The organism is Streptomyces sp. NPDC052020, assembly GCF_040680575.1.
In the GTDB taxonomy this organism is placed as follows: domain Bacteria; phylum Actinomycetota; class Actinomycetes; order Streptomycetales; family Streptomycetaceae; genus Streptomyces.
Genome location: NZ_JBFAWY010000027.1, coordinates 44113 through 70585, shown reverse-complemented (window position 1 = coordinate 70585; position 26473 = coordinate 44113). Strand labels below are relative to the sequence as shown.

Sequence of the window (26473 nt, the reverse complement as noted above, 5' to 3'; positions counted from 1 at the left end):
CATGTTGAACCTGGAGCGCCTGCGCACCCTCGACGCCCTCGCCCGCCATGGATCGGTCAGCGGCGCCGCCGAGGCGCTGCACATCACGACGTCGGCCGTCTCCCAGCAGATGTCCAAGCTCGAACGCGAGGTCGGCCAGCAGCTCCTGGCCAAGAACGGCCGCGGCGTACGGCTGACGGACGCGGGACGGCTGCTCGCCGAGCACGCGGCGCGCATCCTGTCGCAGGTCGCCCTCGCCCAGTCCGACCTGGAGGCGCACCGCGGCCAGGTCGTGGGCGAGCTGCGGCTTTCGGCGTTCCCGACCGCCGCGCGCGGACTGCTGCCCGCCGCCCTGTCCGCGCTGCGGGCCGCGCACCCCGCGCTGCGCCTCCGCTCCTGCGAACTGGAACCGGAGCGCGGCATCGCCGGCGTGGTCCGCGGCGACCTCGACCTGGCCGTGGTCCTGGACTGGTACAACAAGCCGCTGCCGGTCCCCGACGGCCTGGTCAAGGCGCCGGTCCTGGACGACCCCGCCGACGTCGCCCTGCCGGCCGGCCACCGGCTCGCCGGCCGCGGCGAGGCGGACCTCGCGGAGTTCGCCGAGGACGAGTGGATCACCTGGGGCGAGGGCGAGTTCTGCCACGAGTGGCTGGTCTTCACCCTGCGCTCCAAGGGCATCGAGCCGATCATCGGCCACCGCGCCGCCGAGACCCACACCCAGCTGGCGCTGGTCGCCGCGGGACTCGGGGTGTGCGTCGCGCCGCTGCTCGGCCGTCATCCGCTGCCGGAGGGCGTCGTCACCGTCCCGCTGAGGCAGCGGGTGCGCCGGCATGTGTACGTCGTGTGGCGCGCGGACGCCGACCGCCGGCCCTCGATCCGGGCGGCGGTGCGGGCGCTGCGGGCGGCGGGGGAGGGGGTGGGGGCCGGGTGAGGCCCGGCGGCGGACGGGACCGCTGCGCGGTGCGGGCCGGTGCCCCGCGGACGGCGCGCACCGCAGTCCAGGTACCAGTTGCGTGAAGCGCTCCCCGAGGGCGAGGAGGCGCTGGACCGGGTCGCCGGCCGCCAGGGTCTCCGGACAGGGTGGTGACGCGGCCGGCGGGTGTCTGGCCGCCGACGCCGGTGCGAGGGCCCGGCCCGGCACCGTCTCCACCGGCGCCGGCGGTCGCGGCTCCACCCTCCAGGGCGTCGTCGGCGCGGGAAGGGAGCGGATGCGACGGGCTCGCCGCCCGCGCTGTCAGAGGCAGCGGTCAAGATGATGGTCATGACAGACGGAACGACCTGGCTCGCCGACCGGCAGTCCATCGCTTTCGGGGGCTACCACGTGGTACTCGCCCGCGGGCTTTCCCCACGGGGACTCGCCGAGCGCCTCGCGGCGACCCTGCTGTACGACGCGGAGCACATCGTCGTGCCGGTGGGGGACCACACGGGAACCACGCTCCTGGAGCTCATGGACGACGATTACGACATCGGGCTGCGCCTCGGCTCCGAGGGAGCGTGGGCATACGCGGTCGCGTACGGCGGCTGGCAGGGCGCATTCGGACCGTTGACGCCGGTCTCGCGCGACGGCGCGCAGGTCTGCCTCCTGGAGTACGAGGAGGAGAACGGCAAGCCGGTGCCGCCCCGGTTCGCCTGTTTCCACGACGGCCGGCTGCTGGCCGCCTTCAACCTGCACTTGGACCGGTCATGGGGCCACGAAAAGGTCGAAGGCGACCCCGCCACAGCCACTCGGCTGCGGGAACGGCTCACGGCCGCCGGCCTCCCCGACCCGGAGCGGAACCAAAGGGAGGTCCACCGCGCCGCGCTGGGTGTGGTCGGGGAGTTCTTCGGGCTCTCGTTGCCGAGGGATGCCATCGTGAGCGGGACACTGCCGGCCGTGTCGCTGGAACCGGCGTGACCCCCGACCGGACCGACACGACCACGGGGGCGTGCTCACGTCTCGCGATGCCGCACCAGGCCACGTCGGCCCTGTCCGGGATACGGTGAAGTCCATGAGCGGTGACCGCCGGCCAGACCTGGACGACATGGAAGCGTGCTTGGCCGCCGTGGTCGAGGGGCGCGTGAGCCGGGATGCCGCTGACCGGTGGGCCGAACGCTGGGTTGTCGACTCCACCCTCGCCTGGGACGAACTGTCCTGGTGGGCGCTGGGGCTCCTGTACGGAATCGATCTGCGACCAGGGCCCGGGGAGCCGTACCTGCACGACGACGAACAGGTACGGCAATGGCTGGAGGAGCTGCGGCGGCGCCGGGTGACCCGCCGCGAAGGCCCCTCGTCCGGCGAAACCGCCACGCCGTCCACGCCGAGACCCGGCGCTCCGTGACGTCGGCCGCACCAGCACTTCCCTCGCGGTAGGCCGGGACGACGGCCGTCTCACTCGTCACTCCTCCACGCCGGCACACCGGGCGGATGTTCCCGGACGGAAGGGAACGGCCGGCGCTCAAGAGCGTGAGCAGTGCCGCTCGGCGGTGGTGGATCGGTTGCCCCGCGCAGGCCGTGTCTCGCGGCCTACCGCGAGCTGCTGAGTGACGGGCGGCTGGGGCGCTCTTCGCCGGTGATCACCCTCGGTTACTATGCTCCCTTCGTGCCGGAGGCCGGAAGCGAGGGCGAAAAGGCCGTGGACGGGCCGCCGGGGAGGCAGGGAGGTCCGCATGCCGGTCGTCACTCCCCGGGTTCGTCCCGGGGCCGTCGACGGGCGGTTCCTGTGATGACTGAGCCCCCTGAGGTTGGTCGTGGATTGCAAGGCTGAAGATATGGATTGCCTGGGAAAATGCTCAAAGAGCTGACGGTTACCCGCTACATCACGCCCCTGCGTGAGGGCGGCTCGCTGCCGGGACTCGTCGAGGCCGACGACCTCGGGACGTACGTCATGAAGTTCACCGGCGCGGGGCAGGGGCGCAAGACGCTGGTCGCGGAGGTCGTGTGCGGCGAACTCGCGCGCCGGCTGGGGTTCCGGGTGCCGCGGCTGGTGGCGCTCGGCCTCGATCCGGTGCTGGGCCTCGGCGAACCCGACGAGCAGGTCCAGGAACTGCTCAAGTCCAGCGGCGGTACCAACCTCGGCATGGACTTCCTCTCCGGCGCCCTCGGCTTCGACCCGCTCGCCTTCGGGGTGAGCCCCCGGGAGGCCGGGCGGATCGTCTGGTTCGACGCGCTGGTGAACAACGTCGACCGTTCCTGGCGCAACCCCAACCTGCTGCGCTGGCAGGGCGAGCTGTGGCTCATCGACCACGGCGCCACCATGATCTGGCAGCACAACTGGCCGTCCGCCGACACCTCCGCCGCCCGCCCCTACGACGCCGCCGACCACGCCCTGCGGCCCTTCGCGCCGGATGTCGCCGAGGCCGCCGCCGAACTCGCCCCCAAGGTCACCGAGGAACTCCTCGCCGAGGTCACCGCCGAGATCCCGGACGCCTGGCTGGCGGACGAACCCGGCTTCGCCACACCGGACGACCTGCGGCGGGCGTACGCGCGCCCGCTGCTGGCCCGCGCCGCCGTCATCCACGAACGCGTCCAGGGGGTCCGGTGACCGGCCGGCACGTCTTCGAGTACGCGCTGCTGCGCGTCGTGCCGCGCGTCGAGCGCGGCGAGTGCATCAACGCCGGGGTGCTGGTGTACTGCCGGGCCACGGCGTTCGTCGCCGCCCGCACCCACCTCGACGAGGCCAGGCTGCTGGCGCTCGACCCGGGCGCGGACGTGCCCGGCGTCCGCGCCGCGCTGCGCGCCGCCGAGAACGTGTGCGCGGGCGGCGAGGCGGCGGGACAGGCCGCCCGCGACGACGCCGGCCGCCGCTTCCGCTGGCTCATCGCCCCCCGCTCCACGATCGTCCAGCCCGGCCCGGTGCACACCGGCCTCACGGCCGATCCGGCGGCGGAGGCGGACCGGCTGCTCGACCTGCTCGTGCGGTAGGCGCCGCCCGGCGGCTCGGCGCCCGGCCCCCGGTCCGGTCCCGGGTTTGCTCCCGGCCCCGGTCCCGGGGTTCGGAGCCGACCGCGCACGCCGGGTGTCAGGTCCGGCGTTGCCGCCTCAGGATCCAGCCGGTCGCGAGCGCGGCGCCCGTGACGAACGTCAGGCCGATCCCGACGTCCCAGCCGGTGGGCCCGGCGGTCGACGCGCCGCCGAGCCCGCCCTGGACGCCGCGCGTGGCGGGCGGGGTGGCGGACACCGCCGGACGCGGCGGCGCGGTCGTGGGCGCCGGCGTGGGTGTCACGGAGGGCGCCGTGGGGCTCGGTGCCTTGGTCGTGGGGGCCATGGTGGGCGCCGTCGGGCGCGGGGGACGGCTCGTGGCGGAGACGGTGGCACCGGTGCCGCGGTGCGGCAGCACCTCGCAGGCTATGCCGTCGTACGGGCCCTGGTCCTCGTCGAGCCGGTGGGGGTCGCTCCGGTCGCTGTCGAACACCGCCTGCGCCTCTTCCTGGTAGGTGAAGTGCCCGCAGTCCAGGTCCTGGGCGTACGCGGTGCCGGCCGGCAGGCCCGCCGCCGTCACCGCGATCAGCAGGCCCGCGAGGGTGGTACTCGGACGCATGGACGCCTCCTTCTCCGGTCCTTCTCCGGACCATTCGGCCATTCCGGCCATGGGTGGCTCGCGGCTTCGACGCTAGGGGCCGGATGGCGCGACGGCGCGGAGCGCTGGGCCGTTCGGGTGGCGCGGCGCGGTGGACGCGGCAGCGGACGCACAGGTAATGGATCACACCCGTCCGGTGTCCCGTTGACACCGCGTGCCGGGGCTTCTAGCGTCACGTCTGCTGAAGGTACTAAGCGGTCGCTCACCAGAGGGCGGGCCGCAGGAGCCGCATCCCAAGGGCGAGGAGAAGCAGCAATGTCCACCACTGAGCAGCGGGTCGCCGTCGTCACCGGTGCCGCGCGCGGCATCGGCGCCGCCACGGCCGTACGACTGGCCGCCGAGGGCCGTGCCGTCGCCGTACTCGACCTCGACGAGGCCGCCTGCAAGGACACGGTCGAGAAGATCACCGCGGCGGGCGGCAAGGCGATCGCGGTCGGCTGCGACGTCTCCGACGAGGCGCGGGTCGAGGCGGCCGTCGCCCGGATCGCCGAGGAGCTGGGCGCGCCGACGATCCTCGTCAACAACGCGGGCGTGCTGCGCGACAACCTGCTGTTCAAGATGAGCGTCTCCGACTGGGACACCGTCATGAACGTGCATCTGCGCGGCGCCTTCCTGATGTCCCGGGCCTGCCAGAAGCACATGGTCGACGCGCACTTCGGCCGGATCGTCAACCTCTCCTCGTCCTCGGCGCTCGGCAACCGCGGCCAGGTCAACTACTCGGCCGCCAAGGCCGGCCTGCAAGGCTTCACCAAGACCCTCGCCAAGGAGCTCGGCAAGTTCGGCATCACCGCCAACGCCGTCGCCCCCGGCTTCATCGCCACCGAGATGACCAAGGCCACCGCCGACCGCGTCGGCATGGGCTTCGAGGACTTCAAGGCCGCCGCCGCCACCCAGATCCCGGTGCAGCGCGTCGGCGAGCCCGACGACATCGCCAACGCCATCGCCTTCTTCACGGGCGAGGCGGCCGGTTTCGTCTCCGGCCAGGTGCTGTACGTCGCCGGCGGACCGCTCGACTAGGAACGGCCAGGGACAGGGACATGAACTCCGCAGAACTGCCCGAGCTCTCGGGCAACGTCGCGCTCGTCACGGGCGCCAGCCGCGGCATCGGTTACGGCGTCGCCGAGGCGCTCGTCGCGCGCGGCGACCGCGTGTGCATCACCGGCCGCAACGAGGACGCCCTGAAGGAGGCCGTCGACAAGCTCGGCGCCGACCGGGTCATCGGCGTCGCGGGCAAGGCGCACGACGAGGCCCACCAGGCCGCCGCCGTCGAGCGCACGATGGAGGCGTTCGGCCGGGTCGACTACCTGGTCAACAACGCCGGCACCAACCCGGTGTTCGGGCCGATCGCCGACCTCGACCTGAACGTGGCCCGCAAGGTCTTCGAGACCAACGTGGTCTCGGCGCTCGGCTTCGCCCAGCGCACCTGGCACGCCTGGCAGAAGGACAACGGCGGCGCGATCGTCAACATCGCCTCCGTCGCGGGCCTGTCGGCCTCGCCCTTCATCGGCGCCTACGGCATCAGCAAGGCCGCGATGATCAACCTGACCACGCAGCTGGCACACGAGTTCGCGCCCGGGGTGCGGGTCAACGCCATCGCCCCGGCCGTGGTGAAGACCAAGTTCGCGGCCGCGCTGTACGAGGGCCGCGAGGCGGAGGCCGCCGCGGCCTACCCGCTGGGCCGGCTCGGGGTGCCCTCCGACATCGGCGGGGCCGCCGCCTTCCTCACCTCGGCGCAGTCGGACTGGATCACCGGCCAGACGCTCGTCGTCGACGGCGGCATCTTCCTCAACGCCGGCGTGGCCTGACGGGACGCACGGCGCGGGACGCACGGCGGGGCCGCCTCCGCTCGGCGTGAGGCCCCGCGCCGGTGCCCCGCGCCGAGCGACGGCGCCCGGCCGGCCCGTGTCCCCGGTCCGCTCCCCGGCCCGCACCCTGCTCGCGCCCCCGGACCGGGCTGCCGCTCCGCCGCCCCGTGGTCCCCGGGGCGGGCCCCGGCAAGGCCCCGGCCCCGCCCCGGACGACGTCGCCGCCGCCCTCTTGATCCAGATGCCGTTCACAGGGGGTTCAGCCGCCGGGACGCTGCGGTATGGTCTGCCGACCCTTGGTACGGCGGATCGAGGAGCGTGCGCGTGTTCAAGCGGAACCGATGCCTGCGGCGAGTGGCGGCCATCGCGTCCCTGTCGTCCCTGCTCGCCGGGTGCGGCCTGCTGCCGTCCGGCTCTCCGGACGAGGAGGGCCCCGTTCTCGTGGGCACGACCAGTGCCCCCAGCACGCTGGACCCCGCCGCCTCCTGGGACAGCTCGTGGGAACTGTTCCGCAACGTCTACCAGACGCTGCTGAGCTACCCGAACGGGGCGACCACCCCCCAGCCGGACGCCGCCGAGGAGTGCGCGTTCACCGACGGGTCCCACCGGGTCTACCGCTGCCGGCTGCGGTCGGACCTGACCTTCTCCGACGGGGGAGCGCTGGACGCCCGGGCCGTGAAGCACTCGATCGACCGGATCCGCGCCATCGACGTCGACGGCGGCCCCGCCGGTCTGCTGGGCAGCCTGGACCGCGTCCAGGCGCCGAGCGAGCGCGAGGTCGTCTTCCACCTGAACAAGCCCGACGCCACGTTCCCGTTCGTGCTGGCCACGCCCGCGATGTCGATCGTGGACCCCGACAGCTATCCGGCCGACGCGGTGCGCGAGGGCGGCGAGATTCTCGGCTCCGGCCCCTACACGCTCGCGTCGTACGAGGAGGGCCGGCAGGCCGAACTCGTGCGCAACGACCGCTACAAGGGCTTCGCCGAGCGCCGCAACGACGCCGTGACGATCCGCTACTTCCGGGACTCCGGCTCGATGGTGAAGGCGCTGCGGGAGCGCCGGATCGAGGTGACCTACCGGGGTCTGGCCCCGGACGACATCGTCACCCTCCAGGGCAGGGCAGGAAAGGAGGAGAACCTCCAGCTGGTCGAGGGCGTCGGCACCGACATCAGCTACCTGGTCTTCGACCCCGGCGACCCCTGGGCGGGCCGCAAGGCCGTGCGCCGGGCCGTCGCCCAGGTCGTCGACCGGGCCGCGATCGCGCACACGGTCTACCAGGACACGGTCGAACCGCTGTACTCGATGGTCCCCGCGGGCCTGACCGGCCACACCACCGACTTCTTCGACGACTACGGCGACCCCAGCGCCGCCAAGGCCCGCGCGATCCTCACCGGCGCGGGCATCACCAAGCCCGTCCCGCTCACCCTCTGGTACACTACCGACCGCTACGGCTCCCAGACCGCCGCGCAGTTCAAGGAGCTGGAGCGGCAGCTCGAGGCGTCCGGCCTGTTCACGGTCACCCTCCAGAGCCGCCCGTGGAAGACGTACGTCAAGGGGTACCGCAAGGGCGAGTACCCGGTCTTCGGGCGCGGCTGGTCCCCCGACTTCCCGGACGCGGAGAACTTCATCGCCCCGTTCGTCGGCGAGCAGAACGCGCTCGGCACGCCCTACCCGGCCCCGAAGATCACCGGTGAGCTGCTGCCCCGCTCCCGCCGCGAGAGCGACCGTGCCGCCGTGGTGGAGGAGTTCGAGGAGGCCCAGCGGATCCTCGTGGACGACGTGCGGCTGCTGCCGCTGTGGCAGGGCAAGCAGTACGTCGCCGCCAGCGAGGACATATCCGGCGCCGAGCGGGCACTGGACCCGTCGACGGTGATGATGATGTGGGAGCTGCACCGCAAGACGAGCTGGTAGGGCCCCGGGGCCCCGGCCCGGGTGTCCGGCCCGGGGGACCGGTTGTCAGTGGTCGCCTGTAGGTTCTGTGGCCTGGAAGCGACCGCACACGGTAAGGAAGCCGACGTGACCGACATCGCCATGCTGCCCGAGTCCTGGCGCGAGGTGCTGGGAAGCGAACTGCAACAGCCCTACTTCAAGGAGCTGGTGGAGTTCGTCGAGGAGGAGCGCGCGCGGGGTCCCGTCTATCCTCCGCGCGAGGAGGTCTTCGCCGCCCTGGAGGCCACGCCGTACGACCGGGTGAAGGTCCTCGTCCTCGGACAGGACCCGTACCACGGCGAGGGCCAGGGCCACGGCCTGTGCTTCTCGGTCCGGCCCGGCGTGAAGGTCCCGCCGTCCCTGCGCAACATCTACAAGGAGATGCACGAGGAACTGGGCACGCCCATCCCGGACAACGGCTACCTGATGCCGTGGGCCGAGCAGGGCGTGCTCCTGCTGAACGCGGTCCTCACGGTCCGGGCCGGTGAGGCCAACTCGCACAAGGGGCGGGGCTGGGAGCTGTTCACCGACGCGGTGATCCGGGCGGTGGTGAACCGGCCCGACCCGGCGGTGTTCGTGCTGTGGGGCAACTACGCGCAGAAGAAGCTGCCGCTGATCGACGAGTCGCGGCACGCGGTCGTCAAGGGCGCGCACCCCTCGCCGCTGTCGGCGAGGAAGTTCTTCGGCTCCCGTCCGTTCACGCAGATCAACGAGGCCGTCGCCCGGCAGGGGCACGAGCCGATCGACTGGCGCGTTCCGAACCTGGGCTGAGCGCCCCGCACGGGGCCGGTCCGCCGGCCGGCCCGCCCCGCGGCCGTACGGAGCCGCCTGAGCGGGATCGCCGGCGTCTGCCGCTAGCGTCGTTCGCAGACAGCCGACGAGCGGTGCGGAGGACACGGTGGCCGAGGGACAGGAGCAGGCGGCGCCGGACCCCCTGCTGACGCGGATCGGGCAGGTCGTCATGCTGCACCACGCGGGCGACCGCGAGGAGGCCCGGCAGCGCCTCCTCGGCCTCTGGGCCGAGATCGGCGAGCACGGCGACCCGCTCCACCGCTGCACCCTGGCCCACTACCTGGCCGACACCCAGGACGACCCCGCCGACGAACTGGCCTGGGACCTGCGCGCGTTGTCGGCCGCGGAGGAACTCGCGCAGGACCGTCCCGCCGGGCACGAGAGCGCGCTCGCCGCCCGCGCCCTGTACCCCGCCCTCCATCTGAACCTGGCCGCGGACTACGCCCGGCTCGGCCACCGCGAGGCCGCCCGCGCGCATCTGCGGCGGGCGCGGGGCGCGGCCGGGGCACTGGGCGACGACGGCTACGGCGAGGGCGTACGGACGGCCATCGGGCGGCTGGCACGGCGGCTGGAGGAGGACGGGTGGCGCGGAGCGTCCCCGGAGGGCGGCCCGTGGGGGCCGCCGCGGCAACGGCCCCAGGAAGGGTGGTGAGGCGGGGCACCCGCGTCCCGCGTGGCGCCGGGAGGAACGGGACAGCCGTCGGCACGACGGCGGCGGGCACCCGCTCCGGCGTGTCCGCGGCCGAGCGCCGAGACGGCCGCCAACGGGCGCCGCACAGCGATGACCACAGACCCCGCGGGCCGCTCACCGGACCGCCGGACGGCGGGGCAGGCGGAACGGGCCGGCCTCCGCAGGGGAACGCCGGGCAGGCGGAACGGGCCCGGTGCTCCGGCGGCGGATGCCCCGCCGGGCGGTCCCGGACTCAACGGCCGTACGTCCGCCGGCAGATCACCGCTTCCGGACTGTCGGCCCGCCAGCCGCCGTACGTCCTGCCCAAGGAGCACACGCCCCCGCTCCCGGGCCCGACGCGGCCGGCCGGCTTGCCGGCGCCGGGCAGACCGGTGCGCGGGAGCTGCGGGGCGGGCGACGGCGGCTTCGGGGGTTCCGGGCGCGCCGGGCGCGGACGCGGTTCCGGCCGGGCGGCCGGCGGTTCGCGTGGCGGCGCGGCGGCCGGCCCGGGGGCGCGGCGCGGCGCGGACGGGGACGGTGCCACCGGCCGGGAAGGGCCGATCATGACCAGGGCCTCCCGGGCGGGGGCCTGCACCACCCGTGGTTCGGGCGCGCCGTCCGGACGCGGCGCGGGCGGTACGGTCGGCGTCGAGTCCGGCGCGGGAGGGCGCTGGAGCGTCACACAGCCGGTCAGGGCCGAGACTGCCACGGCCCACAGGAGCGTCGCGGTGGTCGTCGTTCGATGCACCCGCGCCACTTTGCCGGTTCCGGCACGTCGGCGACGGCGGACGGACCCAGGATGCCCCGCACGAGTGATCCCCGGTCCCGGGAGAACGGACCGGCGTCCCGCGCGGTCCCCGGCGTCGCCCGGAACAGCACACCTGGCTAGTACCCGGTGGCGCCGTCGACGCGCTCGCGGACCAGGTCGGCGTGGCCGTTGTGGCGGGCGTACTCCTCGATCATGTGCGTGTAGATCCACCGCAGGCTGTAGGGCTGCTCGGTGAACCGGCTCCTCCCCCGGGACAGGCCGTCCAGGCCGAACCCGGCCGCGATCCGCCGGGCGACGCCGATCTCGCACTGCCAGGTGGCGTACGCCTCCTGCCAGGTGTCCGCCTCGGTCGGATGGAACTCGCCGTCCCGGTCCTCGTCGCTGTAGTAGAGGGGGCCCGCGTCCTCGCCCGCCAGCACCCTGCGGAACCAGTTCCGCTCCACCTCGGCCATGTGCCGCACCAGCCCCATCAGCGACAGCTCGGACGGTGCCACCGAGGCGGTCCTGAGCTGGGCGTCGGACAGGCCCTCGCACTTCTGGGCGAGCGTGTGCCGGTGGTAGTCCAGCCAGCCTTCCAGCATGGTGCGTTCGTCGGCGTCGGGGGCGGGCATGCGGCGCTCGGTCGTCGTCATGCCCGCATCCTCGCCCGCCGCCGCTCGCGCGGCCATGGGTTTTCAGCGGGGGCCGCCATCCCCGGGCCGGCGGCTCCCGCGGGCCCGCCCGCACGCCGTCCCGGTCCGGCGCCCGGCGCCGAACGACCCGGCCGCGTGGCCGGCCAGGAGCCCGTCCGCCCACGTCACCGGCGACAGCGCATGCCGCGCCGGGTCCGTGGCGCCCGTCGCGGTGACCATCCGGCCCCGAGGTCCTGGCCGCCGCGGGCCGCCGCGGCCGCCGTATGCTGCGCAGCACACCCAGGTCGGTAACCAGAGGAGAACTTCGTGAAGGTCGGCTGCATCGGACTCGGCGACATCGCGCAGAAGGCCTACCTCCCGGTGCTCGCCTTCCAGCCCGGCGTCGAACTGCACTTGCAGACCCGCACCCCGGCGACCCTCACCCGGGTCGCCGACGGCCTGCGCCTCCCGCCGGAGCGGCGCCACGCCGACCTCGACGCCCTGCTCGCCCAGGACCTCGACGCGGCCTTCGTGCACGCCCCCACCGACGTCCACCCCCAGATCGTGACCCGGCTGCTGGAGGCGGGCGTGGCGACGTACGTCGACAAGCCGCTCGCCTACGAACTCGCCGACTCCCGGCGGCTGGTCGCGCTCGCCGAGGAGCGGGGCGTCAGCCTCGCCGTCGGCTTCAACCGCCGCCACGCACCCGGCTACGCCCAGTGCGCCGAGCACCCGCGTGAGCTGATCCTCCTGCAGAAGAACCGCACCGGGCTGCCGGAGCGGCCGCGCACGATGATCCTCGACGACTTCATCCACGTCGTCGACACGCTGCGCTTCCTCGTGCCCGGCCCGATCGACGACGTCACCGTCCGGGCCCGCGCCGTCGACGGGCTGCTCCACCACGTCGTGCTCCAGCTCGCCGGCGACGGCTTCACCGCGCTCGGCGTGATGAACCGGCTCAGCGGCTCGGCGGAGGAGATCCTGGAAGTCTCCGGGCGGGACGCCAAACGGCAGGTGGTCAACCTCGCCGAGGTGATCGACCACAAGGGCCAGCCGACCGTGCGGCGGCGCGGGGACTGGGTGCCGGTGGCCCGGCAGCGCGGCATCGAGCAGGCGGTGCTCGCCTTCCTCGACGCGGTGCGCGCGGGCAAGGTGCTCAGCGCCCGGGACGCGCTGGAGACCCATGAACTGTGCGAGCGGGTGGTACGCGAGGTCCAGGAGCGGGCCGCCTGAGCCGCAGCGCCCGCGCCCCCTCGGCGGCGCCCCACGCCGCGAGGATCAGCAGCGCCGCGTGGACCGGCCAGTCGCCGAGGCGGACGTAGGGCGTGCCGCCGTGCGCCAGCGGAACGTCGTGGACCTGCGCGGCGGACGCGCCGGTGCCGAGCCACGGCCCGACGCGCGCCCCGCTCGCGTCGTACACGGCCGAGACCCCGGTCAGCGTCGCGTGGACCATGGGCCGGCCGGTCTCGGCGGCGCGCAGCGCGGCCAGCGAGGCGTGCTGCCGCGGCGCCCAGCTCTGCTGGAACGTCGACGTCGACGACTGGGCGAGCAGCACCTCGGCACCGCCCTCGGCGAGATGGCGGCTCATGTCGGGGAACGCGCTCTCGAAGCACACCATGGGGCCGATCATCAGCCCGTCCCCGGCGTCCATCACCACCTGCGCCGAGCCCCGCCTGCGGTCCTCGCCCGCCGCCTCGCCGACGGAGGTGGCCCACCCGAACAGCGAACGGGCCGGGACGTACTCCCCGAAGGGGACCAGCCGCATCTTGTCGTAGCGGTCCCCGGTCGGGCCGCCGGGGCCGACCAGCACCGAGCTCTTGTAGATGCCGGGCTTGTCCGAACGCCGCGCGTCCACGTTGACCAGCAGGCGGGCGCCGGTCTCGCGCGACAGCGCCGCGAGCCGCCGCGCCAGATCGGGCCGCTCGTCCAGGTCGAAGCCGACGCTGCTCTCGCCCCACACGATCAGATCCACGCCCCGGCCCGCCAGGCGGCGGGTGAGCTCCTCCTCGCGGTCGAACCGGCGGTCGGGGCTGTGCGCGCCCGCGACGACACCCGGCTGCACCACCGCGATCCGCACCCGTTCGTCGGCGCCGGGGCGCGGGGACCACGCCCAGGCCGCCGAGACGGCGACCGCACAGGCGGCCAGACCGGCCACCGCGGGCACCCGGGCCCGGCGCAGCGCGAGCAGGGCGGCGACGGCGGTGTTGACCGCCACCAGCAGGAAACTGAGCAGCCACACCCCGCCCACCGCGGCCAGCCGCAGCGCCGGCGCCACCTGCCACTGGCTGGCGCCGAGCATGCCCCACGGACCGCCGAGCCCCTGCCAGGAGCGGACGAGCTCGATGGCCAGCCAGCCCGACGGCACGACGAGCAGCGCCACCGCCACCCGGCCCGCCGAGGGTCTCCCGCCCAGCGTGCGGCGGACCAGCCAGCCCCAGGGCGCCCACAGCGCGCCGAGCAGCGCGGCGATGACGAACGTGAACACATGCAGGTTCGGCAGCAGCCAGTGGTGCATCGCCAGCATGAACCCGAACCCGCCGCACCAGCCGTCGTACGCCGCCCGCCGCCCGGTCGGCGCGCCGCGGACCAGCAGCAGCCAGGGGACCAGGGCGGCACCGGCCCACCACCACAGGCCCGGGGCCGGGAAGGCGAGCACGGGCAGCGCACCCGCGAGCGCGGCGGCGGCCGAGCGCCACCACGGGGAGACGAGCCGGTGACCGAGGGTCTTCATGGGCGCCTCCCTACGCCGTGGGTGCCTCCAGTGTGCGCCCTGCCGGTGAGCGAAGGCCCGGGGCGCCTGTTCAGTTGATCACACCGGCCCGCCGCCCGCCGGGAAGGCGGGCGCGGCGCCCCGGGCGGCGATATTCGGTGGCGGACCGGAACCGCACCGCTCCACGCTGTGCCGCATGAACGATCAGCCGCCCAGGTACCGGATACGGGCGCGGTACACCGACACCACGGTCACCGTCTACCAGGCGTACGGCCCGCACATCGGCCGTGCCGCCGCCCGCGACGGCCGCTTCCCGTCCTCCTGGAAACGCGACCGCATGACGTGGGTCAAGCCGTCCTTCCTGTGGATGATGTACCGCTGTGGCTGGGGCACCAAGGACAACCAGGAGACCGTCCTCGCCGTGGAGATCAGCCGGGAGGGCTTCGCCTGGGCTCTGCGCCACGCGTGCCTGTCCCACTTCGTCCCCGCCCTGCACGGTGACACGGCCGCCTGGAAGCGGCGGCTGAAGCGGACCCCCGTGCGGGTGCAGTGGGACCCCGAACGCGATCTGCGCCTCGATCCGCTGCCCCACCGGTCGCTCCAGCTGGGACTCGGGGGCGAGGCGGCGGCGCGGTACGCCGACGAGTGGATCACCGGTATCGAGGAGGTGACGCTGCTGGCCCGCGAGATCCACGCGCTGGTCCGCGCGGGCGAGCTCGAACGGGCCGCTGTGCTGCTTCCCGAGGAGCGGCCCTATTCGCTGGAGGGGGGTGACCTCGCGCACCTGTGCCCCTAGGATGATCGATGATCGATCAAATCCGCTCCAGGAGGTTCCCATGTCACGTCCGGTCACGGTGGTCACCGGCGGCAGCCGCGGTATCGGCGCGGCGACCTGTCTGCGCCTCGCGGCGGACGGCCACGACGTGGCGGTGGGCTACGTCCGGGACGAGGCGGCGGCCGAGGCCGTGGCGGACGGCGTGCGCGAGGCAGGCGGGAGCGCGGTCGCGGTACGGGTGGACACCGCGGTGGAGGCGGACGTCGAGCGGCTGTTCGACGTGACGCGGGAGCGGCTCGGCCCGGTGACCGGCCTGGTGAACAACGCCGCGGTGACCGGGCCGCTGGGCCGCCTCGCCGACACCGCCACCGACAACCTGCGCCGGGTCGTCGACGTGAACCTCATGGGGGTCCTGCTCTGCTCCCGGCGCGCGGCGCAGCTCATGACGGAGCGGGGCGGCGGCGTGATCGTGAACGTGTCCTCGGGCGCCGCGACCCTCGGGAGCCCGGGGGAGTACGTGCACTACGCGGCGACCAAGGCCGCCGTCGACGCGCTGACCGTGGGGCTGGCCAAGGAGCTGGGCCCGGACGGGGTCCGCGTCAACGCGGTCGCCCCCGGGGCCATCGACACGGAGATGCACGCCGCGATGGGCGACCCCGACCGCGCCTTCCGGGTGGGGGCCTCCGTCCCGCTGGGCCGCCCGGGCCGGGCGGAGGAGATCGCCGCCGCCATCGCGTGGCTGATGTCGGCGGACGCCTCGTACACGACGGGGGCGGTGCTGCGGGTGGCGGGCGGACGCTGAGCGGCGGCGGCCTCGGGTGCCCGGGCGGGCCCTGCGGGCGGACCGCGGCCGTGACGCGGCCGCCCGGCGACCCGCAGGGAAGCCCTTCCCGGGCCCGGCAGGCCGCCGGGGCGGCGAGCGCACCGCTCGGCCGCCGCCCCGGGAACCGCTACGGCGGCGCCGGGGGCCTGTGCCGCTCACGCCGCCTCGATCACTTCACCCCTGATGGCGGCCGCCCACTCGACGACCAGCAACTCGTACTCGGCGCGGTCCTGGGCCGACAGGGACCCTCCCGCACGCCGCCACAGGTCACGGATCCGCTCGTTCAGCTCTGCGGCAGAGCGCACGGAACCAGGGGTCACGGAATCGGGGGACATGCGGACAAGCCTAGGGGCAAGCACTGACACTGCGCTACCGGACGGCTACAGAGCCCGTCACAGTCCCGCCACAACGCGCGCGGGCCGCCCGCACCGCGGCAGGGGCCCCGGGGCCCGGCGCTTCGGCCGCGCGGGCCGGGCCCTGCGGCGCGCGGCCCCTCCCGCTCACACGGAAGGCGGAAAATCATGGCCGTACCGCTCCTCGTCGGCGTCACCGTGCTGACCGGCGTCACCGTCGCGGCCGCCTGGATCGGCCGCGCGTTCTGGAAGGCGTGCCGGGAACGGGCGCGCTCGTCCACCGGCGGGGGCGCCGGGCGGCCTTCCTGACGCCGGGTATCGCCGGCCGGCACGGCCAGGACGGGGATGCCCCGCCCTCCCGTACAGCACCCTCGCGTCCCTGTCCCTCGGCTCAGCCGCACCGCGCTCCAATCGGCGGGACGGGACGTGCGCTGCCCGTCCGTCGCCCTATGCTGATGCCCTCTCAATAAGCCTTGTCACGGCGGTTTCCGTGCCGAGGCGAACCTGAGCGCGGAGGAGCGCCATGAGCACCGCCTACCTGCCGCCGCAGCCGCAGTCCCCGCCGGTCACCACACCGCCACAGGTCGTCGCCCCGCACGCGAGTGAGGCCGGCCGCCTGCTCTGTGCGGGCACGTATCTGGACGCGGAGTACCGGGACCGGGTCATCGACGAGCTCTACCTCCGAGAGCACCGGGTCGTGGCGCCTTCCCTCGGATTCGACGCCGCCCGGGTCCTCGCCCACGCCCTGCGCGCCCGGCGGGTGGAACTGGCCTGGGCCTGGAGCGTGCTGGGGCTGCTCGCGGCCGGAGCCGCGGCGACCGGCGGGTGGTTGCTGATCCTGGTCATTCCCGGGCTGCTGCTGACCCTCGGGCGCCGGATACGGGGCACTGCCGACGACCCGCCGGGACGTCGTCGCCTGCCCGCCTTCGGACTCCGCTGGGCCGGACGGCTTCTCCTCGCCTACCTCGTGACCACGAGTCTGGCCATCGGTTTCGGAGCGGCCGGCGAAGGCGGCGCCTACGGCGGCGTGTTGGAGTCCCTCCGCGCCCTCCTGCCCTCCGCTCTGCGATTCCTGCTGCCGGAGAGAGGGCCGGGCGGGGTCAGCGCACTGGAGGCGTGGCTCGCGCTGGCCGCTCTGCTGGCGATGGCGGGGTGTGTCGCCGGGCAGCAGGTGCATTTCACCCGGGTGCTGCGGGGCGAGTTGTCCCCGCAGCACTTCCCGGACGCGGCCAACGACCCGGCCGAGCGGGCCGGCGGGCGCCGGTGCCAGCTGCTCAAGCAACGCATCCGGCTTGAGCAGCACGCCCCGCTGGTCATGTACCACGAGGCGCGCCCGTTCTGTGGCGCCGGCACCGCGCACGACACCTGGGTCCTCGCGGTCGAGCTGCGGCCGGATCCGGCGAAGGAGAGACAGCCGATCGGGAACGCCACGGTCCTCTCCGCGGTACGTCCCTTCCTCGAGCAGTTGCGCGAGGTGGCCGAGTCGTCCGGGCGGGAGGGCCGGATCGTACGGGACCGGCTGCGCCATCTGGAGATCGACGAGTGCGTTTTCCTCCCGGTGGAGGGCCTGCCGCGCCGCGAGGACGCGCCGTACGACCCGCACTCGTTCGAGCTGCACCGCACGCGTGCGGTCGAGGAAGGCGCCGAGAAGCGCCGGCACTTCCTGCGGATCAGGGTGGACGGCTGGAAGGAGGAACTGGTCGTCACGGTCTTCGTACGTGTCCACACACAGGGACGGATGCTGATGCTGGAGGTGGCCCCGCATGTGCTGTTCCCCGTGCGCGCGGACTTCAAGGACGCCGATCACGAGGCCTACCGGTTCGCCGACCAGAACGTCCTCGGCAAGGCGGTCCACATCCTCACCCGCGTGGCCGGCGCGCCCGGAGCCGCCCTGGTCACGCTCGGCCGTCGCGCCGTCCGCGGCTGGCGCCGGCTCACCGGCGAGTTCGCCGCCGGGCAGCCCGAAGGCCCGGCGGTGTCGGTACGCGAACTCGCCGCGGAGCCGGGCGGGTCGCTCTTCCAGTCCATGGACGTCGACCGCTACCTGAGGAGTGTGCAGGACCGCATCGCGTACGGCGTGAAGGCAGCGCTCGCGGAAGCCGGTTACCAGACGGACGAGTTCGTCCAGAAGGTTGTCCACATCAGCAACGGTGGCGTCAACATCGAGTCGGTGGAGGGCAGCACGTTCGCCATCGGCGACCACGCCCGGGCCACCGCGGCCACGCGAGCCACCACGACGAGCGGCGGGCAGGCACCGCCTCGGAGGGGACCCGCCCCGGATGGCCGGTGAAGAGCCTCAGCCCCGCCCCGGCACCGGTGATGTGTCCAGGCGGAAACCGCCGCCGGACCGCTCGGAATGTGACGGAGGGGCGCGATGACCGAGAGACGGACCTACTGGAACGAGGACACCCAGAGCTGGGAGGACGGTTCCGGCCGCGGCGGGACACCCACGGTCACACCACCGCCCCCGCCCGGCACGGACCTCTCCCCGCCACGGCCGCCGACCCGTCGGGCGTACGCACTCCGGCCTCCCGCCGCCGGGTCGTCCACGTCCGCGAGGCCCGGTGGAACCGGCCGCCGTGTCCTGTGGGCGGTCATCGCCGCAGCCGCCGCGGTCGCCGTCGCCACCGTCCTGGTGCTCCTGCGGCCCTCCGGAGGCGAGACGTCCGGCGGCGCCGCCTCACCGGCCGACCCGTCGGCATCCGGCACCGGCAGCCCCGCCGCTCCCGGGCCGTCCGCCCCGCCCGCGGACCCTCTCCCCGACGGCTACCGCCTCGTCGACGAAGAGGAGGGCTTCAGTACCGCCGTCCCCGAGGGATGGGACCGGGCGCCGGCCGAGGAACCGACCGAGATCTTCGAGATCGACTACGACGCTCCCGACGGCGCGCGTTTCCTCCGCGTGTTCGAGGTGCCCGAGTCCACCCCCGAGCGATCGTTCGAGGAAGCCCGCCGGGGGGAGGGCTTCGAGGAACTCGCCGCTCCCGAGCCCTTCGAGGAGGCGCACGCCTCCGGGCACCGCATGGAGTACCGGGTCCGCGTCTCGCGGGAGACGATCTGGTACGTCGTCGACATCCGCTTCCAGGCCGCCGACGGCAACCTGTACGGCGTGGCCGCCTACGGGGCCGACAACGACGACCTGACCGACGAGCGAACGGTCGCCGAGGCAGCCCTGCGGCACTGGGAGACGACGGGGTGACGAGCCGGGAAACCGGGCCGGAACCACCGCTGTTTGCGCGGACCACCGCTAGGGCGTCACTCGCGCGAACCAGTGCCTCAGTCTCCCGTTCAGTGCGCCGGCTCGCCCGCGTGCGGGCTCAGCACGCCCATGCCCACCAGCACGATGATGACCACGCCGAGCGCGATCCGGTACCAGACGAACGGCATGAAGCTCTTCGTCGAGATGAACTTCATGAACCAGGCGATGACCGCGTACCCGACGCCGAAGGCGATGATCGTCGCGAAGATCGTCGGACCCCAGGAGACATGGCCGCCCTCCGCCGCGTCCTTGAGTTCGAACACGCCGGAGGCGAGTACCGCCGGGATCGCCAGCAGGAACGAGTAGCGGGCCGCCGCCTCACGCTTGTAGCCCATGAACAGGCCGCCGCTGATGGTCGCGCCGGAGCGGGAGACGCCGGGGATCAGGGCCATGGCCTGGCAGATGCCGTAGATCAGGCCGTCCCGCACGCCGAGGTCGTGCAGGTTCTTGCGCTGCTTGGCGGCGCGGTGCCGGCCGCCGCTCTCGTCGCGGGCCGCGAGCCGGTCGGCGAAGCCCAGGACCACGCCCATGCCGATCAGCATGGCGGCGGTGATCCGCAGATCGCGGAAGGGCCCCTCGATCTGGTCCTTCAGCGTCACGCCGAGCACGCCGATCGGGATCGAGCCGACGATGACCAGCCAGCCCATGCGCGCGTCCGGGTCGCCGCGCATCCCCTTGTCCGCGAGGGACCGGGTCCACGCCGAGATGATGCGCCCGATGTCCTTGCGGAAGTAGATCAGCACGGCGGTCTCCGTACCGATCTGGGTGATCGCCGTGAAGGCCGCACCCGGGTCCTCCCAACCGGAGAACGCCGCGGTCAGCCGCAGGTGGGCGCTGGAGGAGACGGGGAGGAACTCGGTCAGCCCCTGGACGAGTCCGAGGATGAGGGATTCAAACCAAGACATGAAGTTACGGAGTCCAAGTGCCGATCGTGGGAACGGGCCAGGGACACACCGGGCCGCCGTACGCGGTGATCGAAGACCGGGCGTGTCGGGGGCAGCGTAGCGTCCTTGGGTGACGACGCGGGCACAGGGGTTGGGCGGCCGCGCCGCCGTGGGCCCGGCGACCGTCCGGCCCCGGGCCCCGCGGCCGGCCGTCGGTGCTCGCCGAGGACGACGTGCCTGGCGGGGCGATCGCCCCCGGGCATCCGCTCGGGGCGAACGGCACCGCTGACGACGACGCTCGTCCACGCCGTGCGGGAGCGCGGCGCCCGTCAGGTCCCGCAGCGGACGCGCGCCGCCTGACCGGATGTCAGCGGGCCCGCAGGTGGTGGCGTTTGCGCCAGGCCACCACGGCGCCGGCCAGGCCCGGCAGCGCGATGCAGGCCAGCGCGATCAGGAAGGCGGGGGACGTCGGCGCCGAGGCACGGGCGCCGGCGACGACGTACGCGGCGGTGTTCGGGATCGATCCGAGCGCGGTCGCGAGCAGGAACGGCAGCAGGCCCATACGGGAGACGGCGGCGCAGTAGTTCGCGGCCGAGAACGGCACCCCGGGGAACAGCCGCGCGGCCAGCATCGAGCGGAACCCGTGCCGGCTGAGCTGCCCGTCCGCGGCCCTCAGCCACCGGCCGCGCAGCAGCGGGCGCAGCGCGTCCTGGCCCAGCGCCCGGCCCAGGCAGAAGGCGATCCCGGCGCCGAGCACCGTACCCGCCAGGGCCGCCCCGAGCCCGGCCTGGGAGCCGAAGAGCGCGCCGGCGGCGAGGTTGAGCAGCGGGCGCGGCACGAACGCCACGGTGCACAGCCCGTACGCCGCCGCGTAGGCCAGGGCCGCCGCGGCTCCGCCGAGCTGTGGCGGCCAGCCGTCCACCAGCAGCTTCTGCGGTTCGAACAGCAGCACCGCCGACGCGGCGGAGGCGAGCAGGGCGACGAGCAGCGACAGGCGGGACCAGGGCGAGAGCAGGACTCTCGTGCAGCGGGCGGCGAGTCCGCCCGCGACGACGGACGGGGCGCCGGGCGCGGCCGCGGCGGGGACGGCGGCGGCCAGCTCCGTGGCGGCGGCCCGGGGAGGGGCCGTGGCGGTGCCCCCAGAGCGGGTGGTGGCATCGAGCATCCGGTGACAGTAACCGACACATATGTGTGATCGCCGTATGGTTCGTCTCATCGGCTCCGCCGGAGGGTGAAATCCGGGTGACACCGCGCGCGGAAGGACCGGCGGGGGCCGGCCGGACGAACGGCGGGCGAGGCGCTGGGAAGGCCGGCCGGCGAAGTGCGCGAAGAGCGGCGGGAGATCCGTGCGGGGCCCGGTGTGCGGGCCGGCGGAAAATCATTCGACTCCCGGCGGGGAGTGGGCGAGGATCGGCGTCATGTTCCGGTACGCCTTCCTCCTCGCCGCATCCGCCGCCGCGGATGCCCCGAAGGCTGCCGTTCCCGTCCTCGCGGGCGCCGTCGACGGCGCCCGAAGCTGACCCTTCCCGGATCGTCCGGCGGACCCCGCAGGGGGAGGGTCGGCACCACCTCGGGGTCCCCGTCCCGGCCGCGTGCCCATGCCGCGCCGGGGCCGTCACCCGTCTCACCGACGCATCGAGCGACACCGAGACCACCGAGACCGCCGAGAGACTTCGAGGTACCGCCATGTCCAAGACGGCCTACGTCCGCACCAAACCACACCTGAACATCGGCACGATGGGCCATGTCGACCACGGCAAGACCACCCTGACCGCCGCCATCACCAAGGTCCTCGCCGCCCGGGGTACCGGTACGTTCACGCCGTTCCACCGGATCGACCGGGCACCGGAGGAGGCGGCGCGGGGCATCACCATCAACATCGCGCACGTCGAGTACGAGACCGACACCCGGCACTACGCGCACGTCGACATGCCCGGCCACGCCGACTACGTCAAGAACATGGTCACCGGCGCCGCGCAGCTCGACGGGGCGATCCTCGTGGTCTCCGCGCTCGACGGGATCATGCCGCAGACCGCCGAGCACGTCCTGCTCGCCCGGCAGGTCGGTGTCGACCACATCGTGGTCGCCCTCAACAAGGCCGACGCCGGGGACGAGGAGCTGACCGACCTCGTCGAGCTGGAGGTGCGCGAACTGCTCACCGCGCACGGCTACGGCGGCGACGCCGTGCCCGTCGTACGGGTCTCCGGGCTGAGGGCGCTGGAGGGGGACCCGCGCTGGGCGGCGTCCGTCGAGGCGCTGCTCGACGCGGTGGACACGTATGTGCCCGTGCCCGAGCGGTACCTGGACGCGCCGTTCCTGCTGCCGGTCGAGAACGTCCTCACCATCACCGGGCGGGGCACGGTCGTCACCGGCGCGATCGAGCGGGGCACGGTCAGGCCCGGCGACCGGGTCGAGGTGCCCGGGACCGGGCTGGAGACCGTCGTCACCGGTCTGGAGACCTTCGGCAAGCCGATGGCACAGGCGCAGGCCGGGGACAACGTGGCGCTGCTGCTGCGGGGCGTCCCGCGGGACGCCGTGCGCCGCGGGCACGTGGTCGTGGCGCCGGGCAGCGTCGCGCCGGGCCGCCGCTTCACCGCCCGGGTGTACGTCCTCTCGGCGCGCGAGGGCGGCCGGACGACCCCGGTGACGACGGGCTACCGGCCGCAGTTCTACCTCCGCACCGCGGACGTGGCCGGCGACATCGACCTGGGCGAGACGGGCGTCGCCCGGCCCGGTGACACCGTCACCATGACGGTCGAGCTGGGGCGCGCGCTGCCGCTGGAGCCTGGTCTCGGCTTCGCCATCCGCGAGGGCGGGCGGACCGTCGGCGCGGGAACGGTGACGTCGGTGGGCTGAACGGGCCCGGCGGCGGGGCGGGGCACGGCGGCACGGCCGCGGTGTCCCGCCCCGGACGTGGTCCACGCCCCGGCGCGGGGCGCCGCACCGGCACAATGGAGCCGTGAACGAGCCGATACCCGTCACCCGCGTCGTGGATCACGGCACCGCCAAGCTGATGCCGGACGTGGACCGGGAGCGCGCCTGGCTGCTGACGGTCGACGGGGCGCCGCAGTCGTACGTCGACCTCGACGCCCCGGCGCACCTGGAGTTCGAGTACGCCCGCCGGCTCGGGCACGTGCTGGACACCGTCGCCGAGCCGGGGCGCGCGCTGGACGTGCTGCACCTCGGCGGAGGCGCGCTCACCCTGCCCCGGTACGTGGCCGCGACCCGGCCCGGTTCCCGGCAGGACGTCGTGGAGGCCGACCGCGGCCTGCTGGAGCTGGTCGCCGAGCACCTGCCGCTGCCGGACGGCGCCGCCATCGCCCCGCACGCCGCCGACGCCCGGGCCTGGCTGGAGGCCGCCCCCGGGGACTCGGCGGACCTGGTGGTCGCCGACGTCTTCGGCGGCTCACGGGTGCCCGCCCACCTGACCTCCGTCGCCTATGCCCGCGAGGCCGAGCGGGTGCTGCGGGCCGACGGCGTGTACGTGGCCAATCTGGCCGACGGCGCCCCGTTCGCCTTCCTCCGTTCCCAGCTCGCCACCTTCGCGGAGGTCTTCGCGGAACTGGCGCTGATCGCCGAGCCGGGTGTGCTGCGCGGGCGCCGGTTCGGCAACGCGGTGCTGGCGGCGTCCCACCGTCCCCTGGCGGTGGCCGCGCTCGCCCGGCTCACCGCCGCCGACGCCTTCCCCGCCCGGGTGGAACACGGTGCCGCCCTGCGGGACTTCACCGGTGACGCCCGCCCGGTGCGGGACGAGGACGCCGTACCGTCACCCGAGCCCCCCGACGGGGCGTTCGGCATCGGGTGAGGCCGCGTCGGTCTCGTGGCCGCCGTGCGTCACGCACTGGGTACGGCGCCGCAGGTTCCGCACGTCCGGTACGCACAGCACCGCCGACGTCATCAGCACGATCAGCGCCGCGCAGCCCCACAGCGAGGGCGTCCGCCCGAACGCCTCCTCGGCCGGGCCCGCCAGCGCCGTCGCCAGCGGCATCAGCGCGACCGAGCCGAACCAGTCGTAGGCCGAGACCCGGGAGAGCTTCTCCTCCGGTATCTCCTGGTGCAGCGCGGTCATCCAGGAGACGCCGAACACCTCCAGGGTGACGCCGGTCACGAACATCACCGCGCACAGCACACCGATCGGGACCGGGACGGCGAGCGCCGCGGACGGCAGGGCGAGCGGGAAGACGCACAGCGTGCCCGCGAGCAGCAGCCGGCGCGGCTTCCAGCGGGTCATCAGCAGCGCGCCGGCGACCGTGCCGGCCCCGAAGAAGCCCAGGGCCACCCCCCAGGGCCCGGCGCCGCCCAGATGGTCGCGTGCCACGAGAGGGCCGTAGACCGCGTCGGCCGCGCCGACGACCGCGTTGGCGATCGAGAACTGGACGACGATGCCCCACAGCCACGGTCGGCCGGCGACCTCCCGCCAGCCCTCCCGCAGGTCGGCGAGGAGGCCGCCGCCCGGCTCCCGCGGCGGGATGTGGCGCACGTCGAGCAGGCCGCGCAGCGCCCCGGCGACCGCGAAGGCCGCGGCGTCCGCCGCCAGCACCCAGCCGGGACCGATCACGGCGACCATCGCGCCGCCCAGTGCCGCCCCGCCGAGCGCCGCGCCCTGCATCGCCATCCGGAACACCGCGAAGGCCCGGCCCGCCTGGTCGCCCCGGACCGAGGACATCAGCATGCCCTCGGCCGCCGGGCTGAAGAACGCCTGGCCGGTGCCGCCCAGCGCGGTCAGCAGCATCATCTGCCACAGTTGTGCCTCCCCGGCCAGCACGAGCGCGGCGAAGGCGGCCTGCGACAGGCAGTTCAGGGCGTTGGCCGCGACCATGACCCGATGGCGCGGCAGGCGGTCCGCGACCGCGCCGCCGATCAGCAGGAACAGCACCAGCGGCAGCGTGCGGGCGGCGGCCACCAGGCCCACGTCGCCGCCGTCGCCCCCGGCCTCCAGCACGGCGAACGCGGCGGCGATCAGCGCGCCCTGGCTGCCGAGGCTCGTGACCACCGCGGCGGCGGTCAGCAGGGAGTAGTTGCGGCCCGCCCAGGCGGGTCTGCGGGGGCGTCGGGAGGGTGCGGCGGCGGTGGTCACGGGCCGACTATCGCCGCAGCGCGTCCGACTTGCCAAATGGCATTCCAGCCCTCTCGCGCCGGTCCGCCGCGCCCGGCCGGCCCCCTGCGCCCGTTCCGCGCGCCCATGGCCATAAAGCCGGTCCCGGACTGTCACGGCACGGGCTACTCACGGGTAACATGCGACCATGACCGCAGACCAGATGTCGATCGGCGAGATGCTCGCCGCCACGGTGCCGATGGTGCGCACCCTGAACCTGGAGTACCTGGAGACCACACCCGAGAAGGCCGTGCTGGCCCTTCCGGACCAGGGCGAGTACCGCAACCACGTCGGCGGGCCGCACGCCGGGGCCATGTTCACCCTCGGCGAGTCGGCCAGCGGCGCGATCGTCCTGGCCGCCTTCGGCGACCAGCTCGCGCGCGCCGTGCCGCTGCTGGTCAACGCCGAGATCGCCTTCAAGAAGCTCGCGCTGGGCCCCGTCACCGCCACGGCGACGCTGGGCCGCCCGGCCGCGGAGGTCGTCGCGGAACTCGACGCGGGCCAGCGCCCGGAGTTCCCGGTGAGCGTCGCCATCCGGCGCGAGGACGGTGCCGTGACCGGGGAGATGACGGTCGTCTGGACGCTGCGGCCCAACGGCTGACACCCCCCGGCAGGCGGCCGGACCCGCCGCCCGCCGCGCGCGGTGCCGTCCGCTGCAGGGGAGAACCCACCGTGTCCCAGGTCACGGGCGGGTCCGCGGAGCGCCGGTGCGGACCGGTGACCCGGTAGGCTTCCCGGGCGTGCGCCGCCTCGCGCGCACGCCCGGGAAGCCCGGGATGCCGGGACGCGAATCGGGAGGATGGGGCGTTGCACGTCCAGGAGTGGCTCGACACCGTGCCCGCGGCGGCCGTCTACGCCGTCGTCGGACTGGTCATCGGTCTGGAGAGCCTGGGCATCCCGCTGCCGGGCGAGATCATCCTGGTGTCGGCGGCACTGCTGTCCTCCCAGCACACCGGCGTCGACCCCGTGATCCTCGGTGTGTGCGCCAGCGCCGGCGCCGTGATCGGGGACTCCATCGGCTACGCCATCGGCCGCAAGGGCGGACGGCCGCTGCTGGCCTGGCTGGGCAGGAAGTTCCCCGGCCACTTCAGCGAGGGGCATGTCGCCACCGCCGAGCGGTCCTTCCAGAAGTGGGGCATGTGGGCCGTCTTCTTCGGCCGTTTCGTCGCCCTGCTGCGCATCTTCGCCGGCCCGCTCGCGGGCGTGCTGCGGATGCCGTACTGGAAGTTCCTGACCGCCAACGTGCTCGGCGGCATCGTCTGGGCGGGCGGTACCACCGCCGTCATCTACTACGTCGGGATCGTCGCCGAGTCCTGGCTCAAGCGCTTCTCCTGGCTCGGCCTGGTGGCCGCCGTGCTGGTCGGCCTGACCTCGATGCTGGTGCTCAAGCGCAGGGCGAAGTCGGCGCTGCCCGGCCCGGCGGCGGCCGAGCCGGAGACGGTCCCGGCCGCCGACTGACCCCTCCG

27 protein-coding genes are annotated in these 26473 nt (G+C 74.2%); 20 read left to right on the top strand and 7 right to left on the bottom strand.

All coding sequences use genetic code 11. The features are described from left to right. Position 1: 1 nt before the first annotated feature. The 5 genes from AB0L74_RS25145 (at position 2) to AB0L74_RS25125 (ending at position 3880) form a co-directional block, all read left to right on the top strand. Positions 2 to 910: a LysR family transcriptional regulator gene (locus AB0L74_RS25145; protein WP_365656554.1), complete on the top strand. Its 909-nt coding sequence runs from the start codon at positions 2 to 4 to the stop codon at positions 908 to 910. Between the two features lie 330 nt (positions 911 to 1240). Further along, entirely contained in the window at positions 1241 to 1873 is a 633-nt protein-coding gene (locus AB0L74_RS25140) for a hypothetical protein (protein ID WP_365656552.1), read from the top strand. A gap of 94 nt (positions 1874 to 1967) precedes the next feature. After that, positions 1968 to 2297 (top strand): hypothetical protein, encoded by a 330-nt coding sequence (locus tag AB0L74_RS25135; protein ID WP_365656550.1) that lies wholly within the window; start codon positions 1968 to 1970, stop codon positions 2295 to 2297. A 447-nt stretch (positions 2298 to 2744) separates the two neighbouring features. Beyond that, the gene (locus tag AB0L74_RS25130) at positions 2745 to 3500 is read left to right on the top strand and encodes a HipA family kinase (protein ID WP_365656548.1); all 756 of its coding nucleotides are present in this window, start codon (positions 2745 to 2747) and stop codon (positions 3498 to 3500) included. After that, a complete protein-coding gene (locus AB0L74_RS25125) occupies positions 3497 to 3880 on the top strand; it encodes a DUF3037 domain-containing protein (RefSeq protein WP_365656546.1) in 384 nt (127 codons plus the stop codon). The genes AB0L74_RS25130 and AB0L74_RS25125 overlap by 4 nt, the downstream gene beginning before the upstream one ends. 97 nt (positions 3881 to 3977) lie before the next feature. On the opposite strand, the gene AB0L74_RS25120 is transcribed toward AB0L74_RS25125, so the two are convergent. Next, entirely contained in the window at positions 3978 to 4496 is a 519-nt protein-coding gene (locus AB0L74_RS25120) for an excalibur calcium-binding protein (RefSeq protein WP_365656544.1), read from the bottom strand. A 294-nt stretch (positions 4497 to 4790) separates the two neighbouring features. Here AB0L74_RS25120 and fabG point away from each other — a divergent pair, with 294 nt between their 5' ends. From fabG to AB0L74_RS25095, 5 genes are all read left to right on the top strand, one after another. Beyond that, a complete protein-coding gene (fabG, locus tag AB0L74_RS25115; RefSeq protein ID WP_365656542.1) occupies positions 4791 to 5552 on the top strand; it encodes a 3-oxoacyl-ACP reductase FabG in 762 nt (253 codons plus the stop codon). Positions 5553 to 5572: 20 nt separating this feature from the next. Beyond that, on the top strand, positions 5573 to 6340 hold the full coding sequence (locus AB0L74_RS25110) for an SDR family oxidoreductase (RefSeq protein WP_365656540.1): 768 nt from the start codon (positions 5573 to 5575) through the stop codon (positions 6338 to 6340). 324 nt (positions 6341 to 6664) lie between these two features. Continuing rightward, positions 6665 to 8251: an ABC transporter substrate-binding protein gene (locus AB0L74_RS25105; protein ID WP_365656537.1), complete on the top strand. Its 1587-nt coding sequence runs from the start codon at positions 6665 to 6667 to the stop codon at positions 8249 to 8251. A 105-nt stretch (positions 8252 to 8356) separates the two neighbouring features. Next, positions 8357 to 9040, top strand: a complete 684-nt coding sequence (ung, locus tag AB0L74_RS25100) for a uracil-DNA glycosylase (protein WP_365656534.1) — start codon at positions 8357 to 8359, stop codon at positions 9038 to 9040. A 127-nt stretch (positions 9041 to 9167) separates the two neighbouring features. Continuing rightward, positions 9168 to 9713, top strand: a complete 546-nt coding sequence (locus tag AB0L74_RS25095) for a hypothetical protein (RefSeq protein ID WP_365656531.1) — start codon at positions 9168 to 9170, stop codon at positions 9711 to 9713. A 903-nt stretch (positions 9714 to 10616) separates the two neighbouring features. Here the strand turns inward: AB0L74_RS25095 and AB0L74_RS25090 are convergent. Beyond that, positions 10617 to 11132 carry a DinB family protein gene (locus AB0L74_RS25090; protein WP_365656528.1) on the bottom strand — a complete coding sequence of 172 codons (516 nt, stop codon included), beginning with the start codon at positions 11130 to 11132 and terminating at the stop codon, positions 10617 to 10619. A 306-nt stretch (positions 11133 to 11438) separates the two neighbouring features. Between AB0L74_RS25090 and AB0L74_RS25085 the strand changes: the two genes are divergently transcribed. Next, the gene (locus tag AB0L74_RS25085) at positions 11439 to 12344 is read left to right on the top strand and encodes a Gfo/Idh/MocA family oxidoreductase (protein ID WP_365656525.1); all 906 of its coding nucleotides are present in this window, start codon (positions 11439 to 11441) and stop codon (positions 12342 to 12344) included. Here AB0L74_RS25085 and lnt read toward each other — a convergent pair. Further along, positions 12268 to 13842 (bottom strand): apolipoprotein N-acyltransferase, encoded by a 1575-nt coding sequence (lnt, locus tag AB0L74_RS25080; RefSeq protein ID WP_365656522.1) that lies wholly within the window; start codon positions 13840 to 13842, stop codon positions 12268 to 12270. The two genes, AB0L74_RS25085 and lnt, sit on opposite strands and share 77 nt — an antisense overlap. A gap of 175 nt (positions 13843 to 14017) precedes the next feature. Here lnt and AB0L74_RS25075 point away from each other — a divergent pair, with 175 nt between their 5' ends. Together AB0L74_RS25075 and AB0L74_RS25070 are read left to right on the top strand one after the other, a co-directional pair. Beyond that, entirely contained in the window at positions 14018 to 14617 is a 600-nt protein-coding gene (locus tag AB0L74_RS25075) for a DUF4291 domain-containing protein (protein ID WP_365656519.1), read from the top strand. Positions 14618 to 14657: 40 nt separating this feature from the next. Next, complete coding sequence (locus AB0L74_RS25070) at positions 14658 to 15398, top strand: SDR family oxidoreductase (RefSeq protein ID WP_365656516.1); 741 nt, start codon at positions 14658 to 14660, stop codon at positions 15396 to 15398. Positions 15399 to 15574: 176 nt separating this feature from the next. Here the strand turns inward: AB0L74_RS25070 and AB0L74_RS25065 are convergent, their stop codons facing one another. Further along, entirely contained in the window at positions 15575 to 15754 is a 180-nt protein-coding gene (locus AB0L74_RS25065) for a hypothetical protein (protein ID WP_078969477.1), read from the bottom strand. Positions 15755 to 15940: 186 nt separating this feature from the next. Here AB0L74_RS25065 and AB0L74_RS25060 point away from each other — a divergent pair, with 186 nt between their 5' ends. The 3 genes from AB0L74_RS25060 to AB0L74_RS25050 all read left to right on the top strand — a co-directional run bounded on the left by AB0L74_RS25060 (position 15941) and on the right by AB0L74_RS25050 (position 18968). Beyond that, a complete protein-coding gene (locus AB0L74_RS25060) occupies positions 15941 to 16081 on the top strand; it encodes a hypothetical protein (protein ID WP_365656513.1) in 141 nt (46 codons plus the stop codon). A 214-nt stretch (positions 16082 to 16295) separates the two neighbouring features. After that, positions 16296 to 18062, top strand: coding sequence for a hypothetical protein (locus AB0L74_RS25055; protein WP_365656510.1), 1767 nt, complete (start codon positions 16296 to 16298; stop codon positions 18060 to 18062). 84 nt (positions 18063 to 18146) lie between these two features. Beyond that, the gene (locus tag AB0L74_RS25050) at positions 18147 to 18968 is read left to right on the top strand and encodes a hypothetical protein (RefSeq protein WP_365656507.1); all 822 of its coding nucleotides are present in this window, start codon (positions 18147 to 18149) and stop codon (positions 18966 to 18968) included. Positions 18969 to 19057: 89 nt separating this feature from the next. On the opposite strand, the gene AB0L74_RS25045 is transcribed toward AB0L74_RS25050, so the two are convergent. Further along, the gene (locus AB0L74_RS25045; protein ID WP_365656504.1) at positions 19058 to 19933 is read right to left on the bottom strand and encodes an undecaprenyl-diphosphate phosphatase; all 876 of its coding nucleotides are present in this window, start codon (positions 19931 to 19933) and stop codon (positions 19058 to 19060) included. A gap of 346 nt (positions 19934 to 20279) precedes the next feature. Further along, positions 20280 to 21077, bottom strand: coding sequence for a TVP38/TMEM64 family protein (locus AB0L74_RS25040; RefSeq protein WP_365656501.1), 798 nt, complete (start codon positions 21075 to 21077; stop codon positions 20280 to 20282). Positions 21078 to 21598: 521 nt separating this feature from the next. Here AB0L74_RS25040 and tuf point away from each other — a divergent pair. Together tuf and AB0L74_RS25030 are read left to right on the top strand one after the other, a co-directional pair. After that, positions 21599 to 22768, top strand: a complete 1170-nt coding sequence (gene tuf / locus AB0L74_RS25035; RefSeq protein ID WP_365656498.1) for an elongation factor Tu — start codon at positions 21599 to 21601, stop codon at positions 22766 to 22768. Positions 22769 to 22871: 103 nt separating this feature from the next. Further along, positions 22872 to 23717, top strand: coding sequence for a fused MFS/spermidine synthase (locus AB0L74_RS25030; protein WP_365656495.1), 846 nt, complete (start codon positions 22872 to 22874; stop codon positions 23715 to 23717). Here AB0L74_RS25030 and AB0L74_RS25025 read toward each other — a convergent pair. Next, complete coding sequence (locus tag AB0L74_RS25025; RefSeq protein ID WP_365656491.1) at positions 23679 to 24989, bottom strand: MFS transporter; 1311 nt, start codon at positions 24987 to 24989, stop codon at positions 23679 to 23681. The two genes, AB0L74_RS25030 and AB0L74_RS25025, sit on opposite strands and share 39 nt — an antisense overlap. Positions 24990 to 25170: 181 nt before the next feature. Here AB0L74_RS25025 and AB0L74_RS25020 point away from each other — a divergent pair, with 181 nt between their 5' ends. Both AB0L74_RS25020 and AB0L74_RS25015 read left to right on the top strand, forming a co-directional pair. Continuing rightward, entirely contained in the window at positions 25171 to 25608 is a 438-nt protein-coding gene (locus AB0L74_RS25020; RefSeq protein WP_365656634.1) for a DUF4442 domain-containing protein, read from the top strand. Positions 25609 to 25814: 206 nt separating this feature from the next. After that, positions 25815 to 26465: a DedA family protein gene (locus AB0L74_RS25015; protein WP_365656488.1), complete on the top strand. Its 651-nt coding sequence runs from the start codon at positions 25815 to 25817 to the stop codon at positions 26463 to 26465. The last annotated feature ends 8 nt before the right edge of the window (positions 26466 to 26473 follow it).